Source organism: Micromonospora yasonensis (assembly GCF_026013475.1).
GTDB classification, from domain to species: domain Bacteria; phylum Actinomycetota; class Actinomycetes; order Mycobacteriales; family Micromonosporaceae; genus Micromonospora; species Micromonospora yasonensis.
Genome location: NZ_JAPDPH010000030.1, coordinates 1 through 14,381, shown reverse-complemented (window position 1 = coordinate 14,381; position 14,381 = coordinate 1). Strand labels below are relative to the sequence as shown.

Sequence of the window (14,381 nt, the reverse complement as noted above, 5' to 3'; positions counted from 1 at the left end):
CACCCTAGCAATAACCACGACAGGTGTTGTAGGTTGTCATCAACCACGACGGCCGTCGTGGTTATCCCGGACATCGGAGTCGGTTTGCGCAAGCTCGTGTACTACGTCGCCACCACCCTCGACGGCTTCATCGCCGCCCCCGACGGGTCGTACGACTTCTTCCCGCTGGTGCCGGACCCGGACGTGCTGGCCCACCTGGCCGCCGAATGGCCCCAGACCTTCCCCACCTTCACCCACGCCCAGTTCGGCATCGAGTCGCCGCCGGCGGGCCGGTTCGACGCCCTGCTGATGGGCCGCGGCACCTACGAGCCGGCGTTGAAGGCCGGCGTGACCAGCCCGTACGCGCACCTGAAGCAGTACGTCCTGTCCCGCTCACTGCCCCCGTCCGACGACCCGCAGGTGGAGATCGTCGCCGGCGACGCGGTGGCCTTCGTCCGCGAGCTGAAGGAACGGCCCGGCGGCGACATCTGGCTCTGCGGCGGCGGCCACCTCGCCGGGCAGCTGCTCGGCGAGGTGGACGAACTGGTGGTCAAGCTCAACCCGGTGGTGGTCGGCAGCGGCGTCCCGCTGGCCGACCGGGGCTTCGCCCCGCACCGGTTCACCCTGGTCGAGACGCGCCCCTTCGACAGCGGCGTGGTCGTCCTCCGGTACACCGCCGCGGCGCGGTAATCGCTTGCCCGGGCCGGGCGGGCTCCCGCACCGTGGGGTGGTGACAAGCGCGACGAAGACCCGGATCCGCTGGACCGACCTGCCCGACCACGTCCGGGTCGCGGTCGAGGAGATCCTCGGCGACCGGGTGGTGACGGCGGTCTCGCAGCACGGAGGCTTCTCCCCCGGCACCGCCGACCGGGTGCGCACCGCGGGCGGCCGGCGGGCCTTCGTCAAGGCGGTCAGCCCGGCCCAGAACGACCGCAGCCCGCACCTGCACCGGGCCGAGGCGCTGGTCGCCGCCGCCCTGCCACCCGGCACCCCCGCGCCCCGGCTGCTCGGCAGCTACGACGACGGTGACTGGGTGGCGCTGGTCTTCGCCGACGTCGAGGGCCGGCACCCGTCGACCCCGTGGGACGCCGCCGAGCTCGCCGCGGTGCTGTCCACCCTGGAGGCGATGGCCGCGGTGCTCACCCCGGCGGCGGTGGCGGCGGCTCCCACGGCCGCCGAGCAGCTCGGGTACGACTTCGCCGGCTGGCAGCGGATCGCCGCCGACCCGCCGGCCGACCTGGCCCCGTGGGCCCGGGACCGGCTGCCCGAGCTGTGCGCCGCCGCCGAGCGCGGGCTCGCCGGGCTGGCCGGGGAAACCCTGTGCCACCTGGACATCCGCGCCGACAACCTGCTGATCGGCCCGGACGGCACGGTCAGCGTGGTCGACTGGCCGTGGGCCTGCCGGGGGCCGGCCTGGCTGGACAGCCTGCTGGTGCTGGTCAACGCGCAGGTGCACGGCGGACACGACGCGGAGGCGCTGCTGCGCGCCCGGCCGCTCACCGCCGGCGCGGACCCGGCCGCGGTGACCGGGGTGCTGGCCGGGTTCGCCGGCTTCTTCCTGGACGCGGCCCGGCAGCCCCCACCGCCCGGCATCCCCACGGTCCGGGCGTTCCAGCGGCTGCAGGGCGACGCCCTGCTGCCCTGGCTGGCCCGCCGACTGCCTTGATCGACTCGGAACCTCCCGTCGACGAGCGGTGAGCCGAGCCGGCGAACGCGTCGTCCGATCGCCGCCAGACGCCAGCCGGCGGGACGACAAGGCTGGTCCCATGACGACACTGGACGGAAAGGTCGCCCTGGTCACCGGCGGCGGGCGGGGCATCGGTGCGGCCATCGCCCTGCGCCTGGCAGCCGAGGGGGCCGACGTGGCCCTGACCTACGAGACGAACGCCGAGCGGGCCGCGGTGGTGGGCAAGCAGATCGAGGCGGCGGGCAGGCGCGGGCTGGTGCTCGCCGCCGACAGTGCCGACCCGGAGGCGGTACGCGCGGCGGTGGACCGCACGGCCACCGAGCTGGGCCGGCTGGACATTCTGGTGAACAACGCGGCCGTCTTCCTGGTCGGGCCGGTCGACGAACTGGGCGCCACCGAGCTGGACCGGACGCTCGCGGTCAACATCCGCGCGCCGTACCTGGCGGCGCGGGCGGCGGCCCGGCACCTGGGCGAGGGCGGCCGGATCATCAACATCGGCAGCAACGTCGCCCGCCGGACGCCCTTCCCGGGCCTGGCGCTCTATTCGATGAGCAAGACCGCGCTGGTCGGGCTGACCAAGGGGCTCGGCCGCGAGCTGGGGCCCCGGGGCATCACCGTCAACCTGGTGAACCCCGGCCCCACCGACACCGACGCCAACCCGGCGGACGGGCCGAACGCGGGGGCGATCGCCGGTCTCACCGCCCTCGGCCGGTATGCCGCACCGGCCGAGATCGCCGCCGTGGTGGCCCACCTCGCCGGCCCCGACGCCGGCTACGTCACCGGGGCGGTGATCGACGCCGACGGCGGCTTCGCCATCTGACCGGCCCGGGGGGCGGGTGTGGACCGGGAGTCCGCACCCGCCCGCCTGGCCCCTCAACCATTCACCGGGCGGGTGGCGTCTGTAATGGACGAGGGGGTGGGCATGTCGGAGACGTTCCACGAGTTCGTGGTGCAGCGCTCGGCCGCGCTGTCCCGGACCGCGTACCTGCTCACCGGGGACCATCAGCTCGCCGAGGACCTGTTGCAGAGCGCCCTGGCGCGGACGTACCGGCACTGGCGGCGGGTCCGCGACGGCGACCCGGAGGCGTACGTGCGCCGGGCCATGTACCACCAGCAGGTTTCCTGGTGGCGCCGGCGGCGGGTGGCGGAACGGCTGGACGCCCAGCCGGTCGAGCGCGGCGGTGGCGACCACACCGAGGACACCGCGCTGCGGCTGAGCGTGGTGGCCGCGCTGCGCCGGCTCACCCCCCGCCAGCGGGCGGTGGTGGTGCTCCGGTTCTACGAGGACCTGACCGAGGCGCAGGTGGCCGAGGCGCTGGGCTGCTCGCTGGGCACGGTCAAGCGGCACGGGCACGACGCCGTACGCCGGCTCCGCGACCTCGTCCCCGACCTGGTGGAGCGGCCGGCGGAGAGGAGCGGGCGATGAGCGTACGGCTGCGGGAGGCGCTGCGGGAGGCGGCGGCCGAGGTGCCCGCGTACCCGGTGCACGACCGCGCGGTGCGGACCGCGCGCCGGACGCGGCGGCGGATGGCCGCGGGCGTCGCCGCGGTCCTGATGCTGGTGGCGCTCGTGCCGCTGGCCGGGCGTGCGGGCGGCGTGGGGCCGGCACCGGCCGGCGTGGACGGCCCGACGCTGCCGGACCGGATTGGCCTGCCGGTGTTCGGCGCGCTGCACGCCACCGACCGGCCCCGGCTCGGTCCGGCGTCGGTGATCTTCAGTGGGCAGGCGCGCGGCCTCACCGGGCTGCTGGACGAGAACGGCACCATCGGCATCGTCGGTGCGGACGCCGACCGCTACCGGACCTACCAGGTGGGGTACGAGGCCCCCGTGGGCGAGGAGGTGCTGCTCTCCCCGGACGGCCGGCGGATCGCCGCGCCGGGCGGCAGCAGCGAGCATCCGCGGGTCGACCTGGTGGACCTGGTCGACGGGGTGATCCGGCACCTGCCCAGCGTGGTGCCGGGCAGCGTGACGACCGAGCCGGCCGGCTGGGCCCCGGACGGGAAGTCGCTGGTGGTCCGGGACACCGTCCCGACCAACCCGGAGCGCAGCGCCTACGCGAACGTGCTGAGCCTGGTCCGGCTCGACACCGGCCGGGCGGTACGGCTGCTCGAGACCGAGCAACTGCCGATCTTCGGCGATCCGGTGGCGTTCACGGCCGACGGCAGTCGGCTGGCCTGGCGGATCGGCGACAAGGTGCTCATCGCCGACGCCGACGGGCAGTCGATCACCTCCTTCCCGTTGCCGCCCGAGACCGGGCTGGCCGGCAAGGGCGCCTGGCTGCCGGACGGCAGCCTGTCCCTGGTCAGCCGGGACCCGGACAGCACCCGCTGGCGGCTGCGCCACGTCGACCCGGCAACCGGCCAGGACCTGGGTGCGCTGGAGCTGCCCGCGGTTTCGGGCGTCACCACCATCCGGCTGCTCGGCTGGCGGCCGGACGGTTCCGCGCTGGTGGTCGCCTACCGGCCGGACCCGGCGACGCCGGCCCGCTTCGACCAGCCGATGGAGATGGACCAGCGGACCGCGTACGGGCACGTGCGGTCGGTGGCGGTGCTCGCGCTGGCCCCGGGAGCGGCCGCGCCCACCACCGTGCTCGCCGCGCCCGAGCAGGTGCTCGCGATCGACGTGGCGGACCGCGTCGTCCACTCCGGACTGGTCCGCGACGCCGACCCGCCGTGGGGCGTGGGCGGCCGGTTCTGGTGGGGAATCGGGCTGGCGGCACTGCTCCTCGGCGGGGTGCTGGCGCGCCGGGCGGTCACTCGGGCGCGCGGACCTCGTGGGTGAGGAACGGCAGCGCGACGGCTGGCACCTCCGGGGAGCCGACGACGTCGTAGTGGGTCAGGCCGGGCAGCACGGCCAGCCGGGACGCCGGCCGGTCGCTGCCGTCCCAGCCGGCGTCCCGGTGCCCGCCGCCGAGCAGCCCGAAGAAGTCGGCCATGTGGTGGACCGGGATCGAGTCGGCGTCGGCGTAGACCAGCAGCACCGGCAGGGCCAGCGCCGCCACCTCGGCGGACCAGTCGTACTCGCGGCGCAGCAGCTCACCGGTCTTGGCCCAGAGCGCCGGCCAGTCCTGCGGGCGCGGCGCCACCCGCTCGTAGAGCTGGTGCGGCGGAGTGCCACGCATCTGCTCGGCGACCTGCTCGCCATGGGTGGCCATCGCGGCCAGCACCTCGGGGTACCAGCCCTGCCGGCGGTACGGCGTGGAGACCAGCACCAGCCGACGGACCAGCCCGGGATGCTGGATCGCGGTACGCAGGGCCACCCCGCCGCCGAGCGAGTAGCCGAACAGGTCGGCCGCCGGCAGGTCGAGGTGACGCAGCAGCGCGGCAATGTCGTCGGCCATCGACTCGTACCGCAGCGGGCGGTCCACGTCGGCGGTGCGGCCGTGCCCCTGCAGGTCGACCGCGATCACCCGGCGGCGCGCTGCGAAGGCGGGCAGGATCGGGCCGAACATCTCCACCGACCCGTAGCCGCCGTGCAGCAGCACCAGCGGCTTTCCGGTGCCGTGCACCTCGTACCAGAGACGCACCCCGTTGACGTCGGCGTAGCTCATGTCCCTACAACGAGGGTGGCCGGCCCGGCGGCGGTGGCGCCGCCGGGCCGGCCGGGCCTACTCGGCGACGTACCGGTGCAGCGGCCCCTCGTCGGAGGCCACCGTGCCGGTGTGGCGCAGACCGGCCTTCTCCAGCACGCGGACCGAGGGCGCGTTGGCCGGATTGACGGTGGCGAAGACCTCCGCCACCCCGGGTACGGTGCGGGCGAAGGCGACCAGCGCCCGGACCGCCTCGGTGGTGTAGCCCCGGCAGCGCCGGGACGGGACGATGCCGTACCCGAACTCGACCGCGCCGTCGAGGACCGGCAGCTTCAGCCCGATCCCGCCGACGGTCAGGCCGGTCTCCCGTTCGATCATCTGGAAGTGTCCGTGCGGCCGGTCCGGCTCGCGGGTGAGCAGGCCGGCGATCATCCGGTCGCCCTCGAAGGGGTAGTCCGCCGCCCAGTGCGGACGGCGCTCACCGGCGACGACGGCTTCGGCCTCCTCGGCCGGCCAGTGGCGCAGCACGAGACGGTCGGTGGTCAGGTCAGGAAAAGACAACGCGAAACTCCCAAGGTCGTGGAGCGACCCGGGCCGCGGTGTCTCAGTCAGTCAGCGCGCGACCCGGAAAAAGGCATGGAGAACGAAGCTCATGGCGGTCCATGGCCTCATCTCCCCTGCGCCCACGACGGTCGCGTGTCCGCGCGACGGCACTCTAACCCATGATCCGGATACGCCGCGCCCCCGCTGCCTCGGGCCGGGGGCAGCGGGGGCGCGACGGACGACCGGTCAGCTGACGCCGGTGACGGCCTTGACCAGGTTGATGGCGAAGTAGATCACGAACGCGACGGCGACCGCCCACATCAGCGGGTGGATCTGGCGGCCCTTGCCCTGCGCGACCCGGATCGCCACCCAGCTGACGAAGCCGGCGCCGATGCCGTTGGTGATCGAGTAGGTGAACGGCATGAGGGTCATGGTCAGGAACGCCGGGACGGCGACGCCCACGTCGGTGAAGTCGATGTCCTTGACCTGGCGGATCATCAGCGCGCCGACGATCACCAGGGCCGGGCCGGCGGCCTCGCTCGGCACCAGCGTCACCAACGGGGTGAGCAGCAGCGCGCCGAGGAAGAGCACGCCGGTGACCACGCTGGTCAGACCGGTACGGCCACCGTCCGCGATGCCCGAGGAGGACTCCACGTAGGTGGTGGCGGAGGAGGCGCTGCCCGCGCCACCGGCGACGGCGGCGACACCGTCGACGAAGAGCACCTTGCCCAGCCGGGGCATGTCGGTGCCGTCCTTGGTGGCCAGGTTGGCCTGCTTGGCCAGGCCCACCGTGGTACCCATCACGTCGAAGAAGTCGGCGAGGACCAGGGTGAACACCAGCAGCAGCGCGGTCATCACGCCGACGTGCGCGAACGCGCTGAACGACACGTTGCCGAGCAGGTGCAGGTCGGGCTTCTGGACCAGCGGGTCCGGCAGGGTCGGGACGTTGAGCCGCCACCCGTCCGGGTTGGGCTTGCCGCCGACGAGGGCCGCGCCGGGCTTGGCGAACGCGTTGACGACCACCGCGACGACCGTGGTGGCCACGATGCCGATCAGGACGCCGGCCTTGACCTTCTTGGCGACCAGGATGCCGGTGACCAGCAGGCCGACCAGGAAGACAACCGTGGGCCAGCCGTGCAGCGTGCCGTTGCTGCCCGAGCCGAGCTGCAGCGGCACGCCGGTGCCGGCCCGGACCAGACCGCCGTCGACAAAGCCGATCAGGGCGATGAACAGGCCGATACCGGCCGCGATGGCGGCCTTCAGCTCGGCCGGGATGGCGCGGAAGACGGCCTTCCGGAAACCGGTCAACACCAGCACGGTGATGATCAGACCCTCGATCACCACCAGGCCCATGGCCTCGGCCCAGGTCATCTGGGAGGCGACCGCGTACGCGACGAAGGCGTTCAGGCCCAGGCCGGTCGCCACGGCGAACGGCACCCGGCCGACCACGCCCATCATGATCGTCATGACCGCGGCGACGAGGGCGGTGACCCCGGCGACCGGCGCGATGCCGAGCAGGTTGCCGTCCTTGTCCGGGGCGGTGCCGATGATCAGCGGGTTGAGCACGACGATGTACGCCATCGTCGCGAAGGTGGTGAGTCCGGCGAGCACCTCGCGCTTGACCGTCGACCCCCGGCGGGTGATCTCGAAGAAGCGGTCGAGGCGGCCACGCGGGGCGGGGTCCACGTGCTCGGCCGGGGCAGCAGCATCCTGCGTAGTCACGCTCATGGCGTGGACTTACTCCGTTCCGGGTTGGCCCGCCGGACGCGCCGGTCGGGCGGTGGGGGTGCAGCCACTCCGATTCGGTTGGCCCGGAGAACGTCGGAACGGCTGGGCTCCACGGATCCCGTGAAGCGCTACGAAGCCGCACCCTGATCGGAGCGCGACTTCGCAACACCCACTTTAACCGCCGGGTAACGACCGATGACCTGCCCCTACGCGTCGCCGCCGGGTGAGGGTGGTCAAGGTCACGTCCCGGACCGGTGACGGGCGATCCAGTGGTCCGCCGCCAGATCCTCGTACCGGACCCGGTGCGGGACGATCCGGTACGCGGTGAACCACTCGTCCCAGGCGGCCTGGTGCGCCTCGATGGTCCCGAGCAGCTCGTCGATGCCGTCCAGGTCGTACCGCGGTGCCCGGCCGTTCGCGCCGGCGTCGCCGACGTACCAGAGCTGGGTCTGCTCGGCGCGCAGCCAGGACACCGCCTGGGCCACCCGGAAGTACGCCTCCGGCCGGCCGGCGACCCCGGTCGAGGCGAGCAGGCCGCAGAGCAGCGAGCTGCCGGTGCGCGGGCGACCGGCGGGAATACCACCCCACCCGGAGCCGTCCCCCGATCCGGAGGCCGCCCGACGGTGACCCGGCGACGTCGGGACACTGCTGGTCGACAGCAGGTCCCCGGTCTGGCGTACGCGGCGACCGGACGCACGGACGACGCCACCGCCCTCGCTACGCCATGCCGGACGATCCCCGGCCGGAGTGACCCGCGTCAGGTGAGCTGGCAGGCCCGACCGCTTCGACGATGTCGCCGTTGTCCGGCACGCCGTTGCGCACCAACTCCTCGGCACCGCCGCGACGACGGACGCGGTAGTCGCGGAAGACGATCGGCACGCCGGCGGCCGTGAACGGGTCGACGTCGTCCATCACCTGAAGATGCACGTGGGGCTGGGTGGAGTTGCCCGAGTTGCCGCACCGGCCCAGCGGCTGGCCGGCGGCCACCACCTCGCCCGGTCGCACCGCCACCGTGCCGCGACGCAGGTGGGCGACCACCAGGTAGGGCCCGCCGTCGGCCAGGTCGAGGACGACGTGGTTGCCGGCGAGCCCACGGGCACCCTGCCGGGCCCGCGACGCCTGGGTCAATGCATACCGGACGCCGGCGAGCGGCGAGCGCCGGGCCACCAGGTCCGGCTCGCCGTCCCGCGCGGATACGACCCGGCCGGCGGCGGGCGCGACGATCGGCTGGTCGAAGGCGTAGAACCGGTCCACCGGTTCGACCGACCAGGTGGTCCGCCAGTCCCGCACGGCTGCCGTCCGCCCGTCGCGGACGGCGACGAAGTCGATGGCGTGGCTCGCGCCGAAGGCGTGGGTACCGTGACTCGGGACCCGACGGGCCGGACTGTTGCGCACGATCCAGGTGCCCTGGAACGGGAGCCGCAGCACCACCGGCTGTGTCGATCCCGACGGGCTGGCGGCACGGCTCATCACGAACTCCCCATCACCGGCGCGGCACTCCATCCGGCCGGAGCGGCCGGTCGGGCGATCCTGCTGGAACCGGTCCGCCGACACGTGCCCCAGGATGCCCGACCGGGGCAATTCGCGCCGCGGTCCCGGCCGGAGGTAGCGGCAGAAGCCCCGGTTTGACGTGGCCTGGGACCGTGGAACGGATCGGATGGGCAGCATGCGATGTCGGGAGGGGCCGATGGGGAGAGCCGGCAAGTCGTTCTCGGCGCTGCTGGTCGGGCTCGGGGTCGGTGCCGTGGGCGGCGCCTACCTCGGCGCGGCCGCGATCTGGCCTGGCATCGTCGTCGGCGTGGCGGGCGTTGTGCTGTCCATGTTCGGCTCGGGGGCGGATGCGGTCAGCGGGGAGGCAATCGTCCAGCCGCCGGCGGAGCGCCCGACCCTCTCCGGGCTGGGTACCAGAGTCGAGCAGATCCTTCGACTGGCTCAGGAACAGGCCGACAACCATCGGACCACGGCCGAGCGCGAGGCCGAGCGCATGCTGTCGGAGGCCCGGTCGGCGGCCCGCCGGATCGTGGACCAGGCGCGCGCTGAAGCGGCCGGGTTGACGGAGGGTTCGAAGCCGGCGACCGACCGGGGCTCGCCCGAGAACTGACCCGAGGGCCACGGCGCCCACGCCAGCGCCTCGCGCCAGCCCGCCTAAGGCCCACGCGCGAGTCGCGAGACCGCCGCGCGGGGCGATTGCGCCAACGGTCAGGAGACCGCGGCCTTCACCAGTTCGATGACCTTCTGCTCTACGGCGGGGCTCCACTTCTGGATCGCGTACGACACCGGCCACATGTCACCGTCGTCAAGGTTGGCCACGTCCTGGAATTCCAGGGTCGAGTAGCGGGTGTTGAACTTGCCCGAGTTCTTGAAGGCGACGAGGACCTTGTCGTCCGCGTTCGCGTAGGCGGGCATCCCGTACCAGGTCTTTGGCGACAGCTCGGGAGCGGTGGTGGTCACCGTCACATGCACGCGCTCGGCGAGCGCACGGTCCTCCGGCGCCATCTTCGCGATGCTGTCGAGGACCGCTTGCAGCCCGTCGGCCTTCTTGGCGCCCTTCTTGCCCTCGGCGCGCAGCTCGGCGGCGCGCGCCTTCATCGCGGCACGCTCCTCGGCACTGAAGCCGTCGGACTCGGTCTTGGCATTCTTCGCGGGCATTTCCGGGCTGCCTTTCGACGCTCAAGGCTCGGCGCGATGCCGGCCGTCTCAAGGAAGGCTAGGGCCGACGACACCCGGCCGCTTCTCGATTCCTGATCGGATCAGGGGCCTGTCCGATCCTGGTTGATGGGTTACGCGGTGACTCCGCTTGATGGAGGCTCTTGGTCATGATGTGCTCGCGGCGTACTCCATCGGGCATGAGGTCGCCGAGTTCACCCGTGTCACGGAAGCCGTTCCGCTGGTAGAGGGCCCAGGCGTTCTTGTTGCCCGCGACAACGGCCAGCCGCAGCGTCCGCGCGCCCGCCAGCCGGGCCCACTGCTCGATCGCCCCCACGAGGTGGTCGCCCACGCCTTGACCACGCCCCACAGGTGCCACGTACATCGAGATCAGCTCGACAACCCCGTCGTGGTCGGCCGGCACCCCGCTGACCATCCCGACGACTTGCCCGTCGAGCATCGCCACAATGTTGTTCGAGCCGGGGATGGCCAGTCGATCGCGCCAGCGTTCCTCGCGGTCGCCGTCGCCCTGCCAGTCCGCCAACTGGGAACCGAAGGCGTACCCGGCCTCCGCCAGCGCAGCGAGCCGCAGTTCCCGCCACATCTTCCAATCGCCCTCGCCGAGCACACGTGTTTCGATCATGCGAAGAGGGTTTCGCAGGCGTAGCGAGCAGGCAACCCGGTATCCGGTGACGCGGTGTGACATCGCCGTCAACCGGCCCGGCCTCGTTCCGGCCAGATCACCCTGACGATCTACTCGCGCGCCAACCTTGATGTCATCGCCGGGGAATGAACTTCACGGGGCGGTTTCCGCTGCTGGTTGGTGGTGGGCGCGGCAGGTTTCGAACCTGCGACCCCTCGCTTGTAAGGCGAGTGCTCTCCCACTGAGCTACGCGCCCGGAACGCCCGTACGGCGGGCCGGAGTTCGGCAAGCTTACCTGCCGGCCTCCGACCCGGTCGACGGGTGTACCTCGGAGTGGGATCAGGCGGCGACGGCCTCGGCGAGGGCCTTGCGCCAGGCCTGCTGATCCCGGGCCTCGCCGGGCATGTTCATCTCGGCGAACCGGACCACGCCGGCCTTGTCGATGACGAAGGTGCCCCGGTTGGCGATGCCCGCGACGTCGTTGAAGACGCCGTACGCCTGGGCCACCGCCCCGTGCGGCCAGAAGTCGGCCAGCAGCGGGAACTGGTAGCCCTCCCGGTCGGCCCAGATCTTGTGGGCGTAGACCGAGTCGACGCTGACGGTCAGCACCTGCACATCGTCGTTGACGTACTCGTTGAGGTTGTCCCGGACCTCGCAGAGCTCGCCCTGGCAGACGCCGGTGAAGGCGAGCGGGTAGAACACCAGCAGCACGGTGCGCTTGCCGCGGAAGTCGGCGAGCCGGACCTCCTGGTTGTTCTGGTCCTTGAGCACGAAGTCGGGCGCCTCGGCGCCAACCTCGATGGGCATGCGTACTCCTCGGGTCAGGTCTGGAGACGATCAGCCTGCCACACCCGGCGACGGCGGCCGCCGGGTGCGGTCCGGCCGGTTACTTCCTGCTCTTCGACCCGCGGCGCAGCACGAGGCGGGCGCCGCTCCAGTCGCGGCCGGCGTTGATCGTGGAGGTCTGCTGGAGGCCCGCGGTCTGCGCGCTCTCCGCGACCTCGCTCGGCTCGACGTGGCCGTCCCGGCCGGCTTTGGGCGTCAGGACCCAGACCACACCGGCGTCGGCCAGGGGTCCTAGGGCGTCGACGAGGAGCTCGAAGAGGTCGCCGTCGCCGTCGCGGTACCAGACCAGAACCGCGTCGACCACCTCGTCGGTGTCCTCGTCGACGAGTTCTCCAGAGCGATCGGTCAGGGCGTCCCGGAGATCCTGGTCGACGTCCTCGTCGTACCCCATCTCCATGACGACCATTCCCGGCTCGATCCCGAACCGGTCCGCCAGGCTGCGTACCCCGTCGGCGGCCTGACCAGCGGTCGCGCTCACTGTCGCGTGCCTCCTCATCTCATCCCTGCTCGCGGCGTCGTCCGATGCCGTCGGGCCAAGTCCACACAGTTGTGGCTCCCCGCGCAAGTGGCGCACCGGGTGGAACGGAATTTACCGTGCCAGCAGCGTACGGGCACCCTGGGTAATGGCTTCCGCAGAGACCAGAACCTGACGCGCCGCCGGACCTAATGGTACAAACGAGTCAAGTCCGGCCACCCGCCGCGCCGCGCCGACGTATCCGGCATCCACCAGCGCGGCGATCACCCCCTCGCCCACCCCGCCGGACCGGCGGGTCTCGTCCACGACCAGCACCCGGCCGGTGGCCGAGGCCTCCCGGATGATGTCCGCCACCGGCAACGGCGCGATCCAGCGCAGGTCCACCACCCGGGTGCCGATGCCCTCGTCGGCGAGCGTGGCCGCGGCACGCAGCGACATCCGTACCCCGTTGCCGAACGTGATGATCGTGACGTCCTCGGCGGAGCCGACCCCGTACACCCGGGCCCGGCCGACCGGGACGTGCCCGGCGGCCCAGGCGCCCGGTTCGGCGTACTCGCCCAGCCACTCGCCGTCGCCCTCGGTGTAGAGATCGCGGGTGTGGTAGAGCGCGATCGGCTCCAGGAAGACGGAGACCGTGCCGTCCACCGCCGCGGCGGCCAGGCAGGTACGCAGCATGGGCGCGGCGTCGTCGGGCCGGGCCGGCACGGCGATCACCAGCCCCGGCACGTCCCGGAGCACCGCCACGGAGTTGTCGTTGTGGAAGTGGCCGCCGAACCCCTCCTGATAGGCCAGCCCGGCGACCCGGACCACCATCGGATTGCGGAACGCCCCCCGGGAGAAGAACCGCATGGTGGCCGCCTCGCCCCGCAACTGGTCCTCGGCGTTGTGCAGGTACGCCAGGTACTGGATCTCCGGCACCGGCAGCATGCCGGCCACGCCGGCCCCCAGCCCGAGCCCGAGGATGGAGGTCTCGTCGAGCAGCGTGTCGAAGACCCGAGCCGCGCCGAACTTGTCCCGCAGCCCCTTCGTCACCCCGTACACCCCGCCCTTGGCGGCCACGTCCTCGCCGAAGACGGCCATTCCCGGGTGGTCCAGCATGCCGTCGGCGAGCGCCGCGTTGATGCTCTGCGCCAGAGTCAGCGGCCCGGCCAGTTCCGGCGGCCGGCCGCCGAACGCCTCGGCCCGGGCGCCCGCGCCGGGACCGGCCGCGCGGGCCGCCATGTCGGCCACCGCCCGGGCGACGCGGACCGGCCGGCGCGGGGCCAGTTCCGCCACCACCTCGGCCGGGGACGCCAGCTTCGGCTCGTCGAGCACGTCCTCGGCGATCCGGCGGATCTGCCAGCCGCGCTCGTCGTACCGGGCCAGCAGTTCGTCGCCGCTGGCGAAGCCCGCCTCGATCAGGGTCCGCGCGGTGGCCAGCAGCGGGTCCCGCGCGACGTCCGCGGCGATCTCGCCGGGGCTCCGGTACGCGGACTCGGCGTCCGCCCCGGCGTGGCCCATCAGCCGTACGGTGCGCAGGTGCAGCACGGCCGGGCGCCGATGCCGGCGCACCCAGCCCGCCGCCTCCCCCGCCACCCGGTACGCCTCGACCGGATCGGTGCCGTCGGCGGCGAAGTAGCGGATCCCCGGTCGGGCCCGCAGGGTCGCCTCGACCCAGCCCTTCGGCGAGCGGACGCTGATCCCGAGCCCGTTGTCCTCACAGACGAAGAGGACCGGGATGCGCAGGCCGGTGTGGTCGTACCAGCCGGCGGTGTTGAACGCGGCGGTGGCGGTGGCGTGGTTGACCGAGGCGTCGCCGAACGAGCAGACCACGATGGCGTCCGACGGCCAGGGCGTACCGGCGGTATCACCGTCGACGCGTGCCGGGTTGCCGACCCGGCGCAGCCGTTCCAGGGCGAGTCCCATGCCGACCGCCCGAGGCAGGTGGGAGGCGATCGTGGAGGTGGTCGGGATGACGGCCAGGTCGGCCCGGCCGAACACCTTGTGCCGGCCCCCGGCGATCGGCTCCCGCGCCGAGGCGGTCATCCCGCGCAGCACGTCCCGCGCCGCCTCCGCGTACGCGTCGTCGGGGTCGGGCGGGGGCAGCGGCGGCGCGTCGGCGGCACCGGCGGTGTCGACCACCACGGCCGCGCCGACCAGCAGGCTCCCCGGGTCGCCGGCGTCCGGGTCCGACCCGGTCGTCACCCCGCCCGGTCCGATGAGGTCGGACGACGGGTCGACGGCGTCCGGGTCCGCGACGGGTGTCTCCCCCACCGGTGGCTCGTCTGCCGCCGTGCCCGGGAACGCCGGCTGGCTGGGCGCGCCG

General features: G+C 73.0%; 15 protein-coding genes, 1 tRNA gene and 2 pseudogenes. 6 read left to right on the top strand and 12 right to left on the bottom strand.

Annotated features, from left to right (window positions below):
• Nucleotides 1–84 precede the first annotated feature (84 nt).
• From ONA70_RS09425 to ONA70_RS09405, 5 genes are all read left to right on the top strand, one after another.
• Complete coding sequence (locus tag ONA70_RS09425) at nt 85–669, top strand: dihydrofolate reductase family protein (RefSeq protein WP_265005969.1); 585 nt, start codon at nt 85–87, stop codon at nt 667–669.
• A gap of 40 nt (nt 670–709) precedes the next feature.
• Nucleotides 710–1,645, top strand: coding sequence for an aminoglycoside phosphotransferase family protein (locus ONA70_RS09420; protein WP_265005968.1), 936 nt, complete (start codon nt 710–712; stop codon nt 1,643–1,645).
• Nucleotides 1,646–1,745: 100 nt separating this feature from the next.
• Entirely contained in the window at nt 1,746–2,486 is a 741-nt protein-coding gene (locus ONA70_RS09415; RefSeq protein ID WP_265005967.1) for an SDR family oxidoreductase, read from the top strand.
• 102 nt (nt 2,487–2,588) lie between these two features.
• Complete coding sequence (locus tag ONA70_RS09410) at nt 2,589–3,092, top strand: SigE family RNA polymerase sigma factor (protein ID WP_265005966.1); 504 nt, start codon at nt 2,589–2,591, stop codon at nt 3,090–3,092.
• Nucleotides 3,089–4,447 carry a hypothetical protein gene (locus ONA70_RS09405; protein ID WP_265005965.1) on the top strand — a complete coding sequence of 453 codons (1,359 nt, stop codon included), beginning with the start codon at nt 3,089–3,091 and terminating at the stop codon, nt 4,445–4,447. The genes ONA70_RS09410 and ONA70_RS09405 overlap by 4 nt, the downstream gene beginning before the upstream one ends.
• On the opposite strand, the gene ONA70_RS09400 is transcribed toward ONA70_RS09405, so the two are convergent.
• The 6 genes and pseudogenes from ONA70_RS09400 to ONA70_RS09380 form a co-directional block, all read right to left on the bottom strand.
• Nucleotides 4,419–5,216 carry an alpha/beta fold hydrolase gene (locus ONA70_RS09400; protein WP_265005964.1) on the bottom strand — a complete coding sequence of 266 codons (798 nt, stop codon included), beginning with the start codon at nt 5,214–5,216 and terminating at the stop codon, nt 4,419–4,421. The genes ONA70_RS09405 and ONA70_RS09400 overlap by 29 nt on opposite strands.
• A gap of 57 nt (nt 5,217–5,273) precedes the next feature.
• Nucleotides 5,274–5,756, bottom strand: coding sequence for a GNAT family N-acetyltransferase (locus tag ONA70_RS09395; RefSeq protein ID WP_265005963.1), 483 nt, complete (start codon nt 5,754–5,756; stop codon nt 5,274–5,276).
• 228 nt (nt 5,757–5,984) lie between these two features.
• Nucleotides 5,985–7,466 carry an NCS2 family permease gene (locus ONA70_RS09390; RefSeq protein WP_406601175.1) on the bottom strand — a complete coding sequence of 494 codons (1,482 nt, stop codon included), beginning with the start codon at nt 7,464–7,466 and terminating at the stop codon, nt 5,985–5,987.
• A 239-nt stretch (nt 7,467–7,705) separates the two neighbouring features.
• Entirely contained in the window at nt 7,706–7,951 is a 246-nt protein-coding gene (locus tag ONA70_RS09385) for a Stf0 family sulfotransferase (protein ID WP_265005961.1), read from the bottom strand.
• Between the two features lie 12 nt (nt 7,952–7,963).
• Nucleotides 7,964–8,302: pseudogene (locus tag ONA70_RS36895) on the bottom strand (hypothetical protein); the annotation flags it as partial.
• Complete coding sequence (locus tag ONA70_RS09380; protein ID WP_265005960.1) at nt 8,184–9,020, bottom strand: M23 family metallopeptidase; 837 nt, start codon at nt 9,018–9,020, stop codon at nt 8,184–8,186. The gene ONA70_RS09380 and the pseudogene ONA70_RS36895, both read right to left, overlap by 119 nt.
• A 325-nt stretch (nt 9,021–9,345) precedes the next feature.
• Here ONA70_RS09380 and ONA70_RS09375 point away from each other — a divergent pair.
• Nucleotides 9,346–9,519: pseudogene (locus tag ONA70_RS09375) on the top strand (DivIVA domain-containing protein); the annotation flags it as partial.
• Nucleotides 9,520–9,665: 146 nt separating this feature from the next.
• On the opposite strand, the gene ONA70_RS09370 reads toward ONA70_RS09375, so the two are convergent.
• The 6 genes from ONA70_RS09370 to ONA70_RS09345 all read right to left on the bottom strand — a co-directional run.
• Nucleotides 9,666–10,115 (bottom strand): iron chaperone, encoded by a 450-nt coding sequence (locus ONA70_RS09370; RefSeq protein ID WP_265005959.1) that lies wholly within the window; start codon nt 10,113–10,115, stop codon nt 9,666–9,668.
• A gap of 58 nt (nt 10,116–10,173) precedes the next feature.
• Entirely contained in the window at nt 10,174–10,755 is a 582-nt protein-coding gene (locus tag ONA70_RS09365; RefSeq protein ID WP_265005958.1) for a GNAT family N-acetyltransferase, read from the bottom strand.
• Nucleotides 10,756–10,936: 181 nt separating this feature from the next.
• Nucleotides 10,937–11,011, bottom strand: a tRNA-Val gene (locus ONA70_RS09360).
• A gap of 83 nt (nt 11,012–11,094) precedes the next feature.
• Nucleotides 11,095–11,562, bottom strand: coding sequence for a peroxiredoxin (locus ONA70_RS09355; RefSeq protein WP_265005957.1), 468 nt, complete (start codon nt 11,560–11,562; stop codon nt 11,095–11,097).
• 79 nt (nt 11,563–11,641) lie between these two features.
• Nucleotides 11,642–12,079, bottom strand: coding sequence for a DUF3052 domain-containing protein (locus tag ONA70_RS09350; RefSeq protein WP_265005956.1), 438 nt, complete (start codon nt 12,077–12,079; stop codon nt 11,642–11,644).
• A gap of 111 nt (nt 12,080–12,190) precedes the next feature.
• Nucleotides 12,191–14,381 (bottom strand): transketolase C-terminal domain-containing protein (locus ONA70_RS09345; RefSeq protein ID WP_265005955.1); only part of this gene is annotated, 2,191 nt, incomplete at its 5' end.

What these genes read in the sequence shown, in the direction of transcription:
- ONA70_RS09415 (WP_265005967.1), top strand. Translation starts at nt 1,746, where the DNA reads ATGACGACACTGGACGGAAAGGTCGCCCTGGTCACCGGCGGCGGGCGG.
- ONA70_RS09410 (WP_265005966.1), top strand. Translation starts at nt 2,589, where the DNA reads ATGTCGGAGACGTTCCACGAGTTCGTGGTGCAGCGCTCGGCCGCGCTG.
- ONA70_RS09405 (WP_265005965.1), top strand. Translation starts at nt 3,089, where the DNA reads ATGAGCGTACGGCTGCGGGAGGCGCTGCGGGAGGCGGCGGCCGAGGTG.
- ONA70_RS09400 (WP_265005964.1), bottom strand. Translation starts at nt 5,216, where the DNA reads ATGAGCTACGCCGACGTCAACGGGGTGCGTCTCTGGTACGAGGTGCAC.
- ONA70_RS09390 (WP_406601175.1), bottom strand. Translation starts at nt 7,466, where the DNA reads ATGAGCGTGACTACGCAGGATGCTGCTGCCCCGGCCGAGCACGTGGAC.
- ONA70_RS09370 (WP_265005959.1), bottom strand. Translation starts at nt 10,115, where the DNA reads ATGCCCGCGAAGAATGCCAAGACCGAGTCCGACGGCTTCAGTGCCGAG.
- ONA70_RS09365 (WP_265005958.1), bottom strand. Translation starts at nt 10,755, where the DNA reads ATGATCGAAACACGTGTGCTCGGCGAGGGCGATTGGAAGATGTGGCGG.
- ONA70_RS09355 (WP_265005957.1), bottom strand. Translation starts at nt 11,562, where the DNA reads ATGCCCATCGAGGTTGGCGCCGAGGCGCCCGACTTCGTGCTCAAGGAC.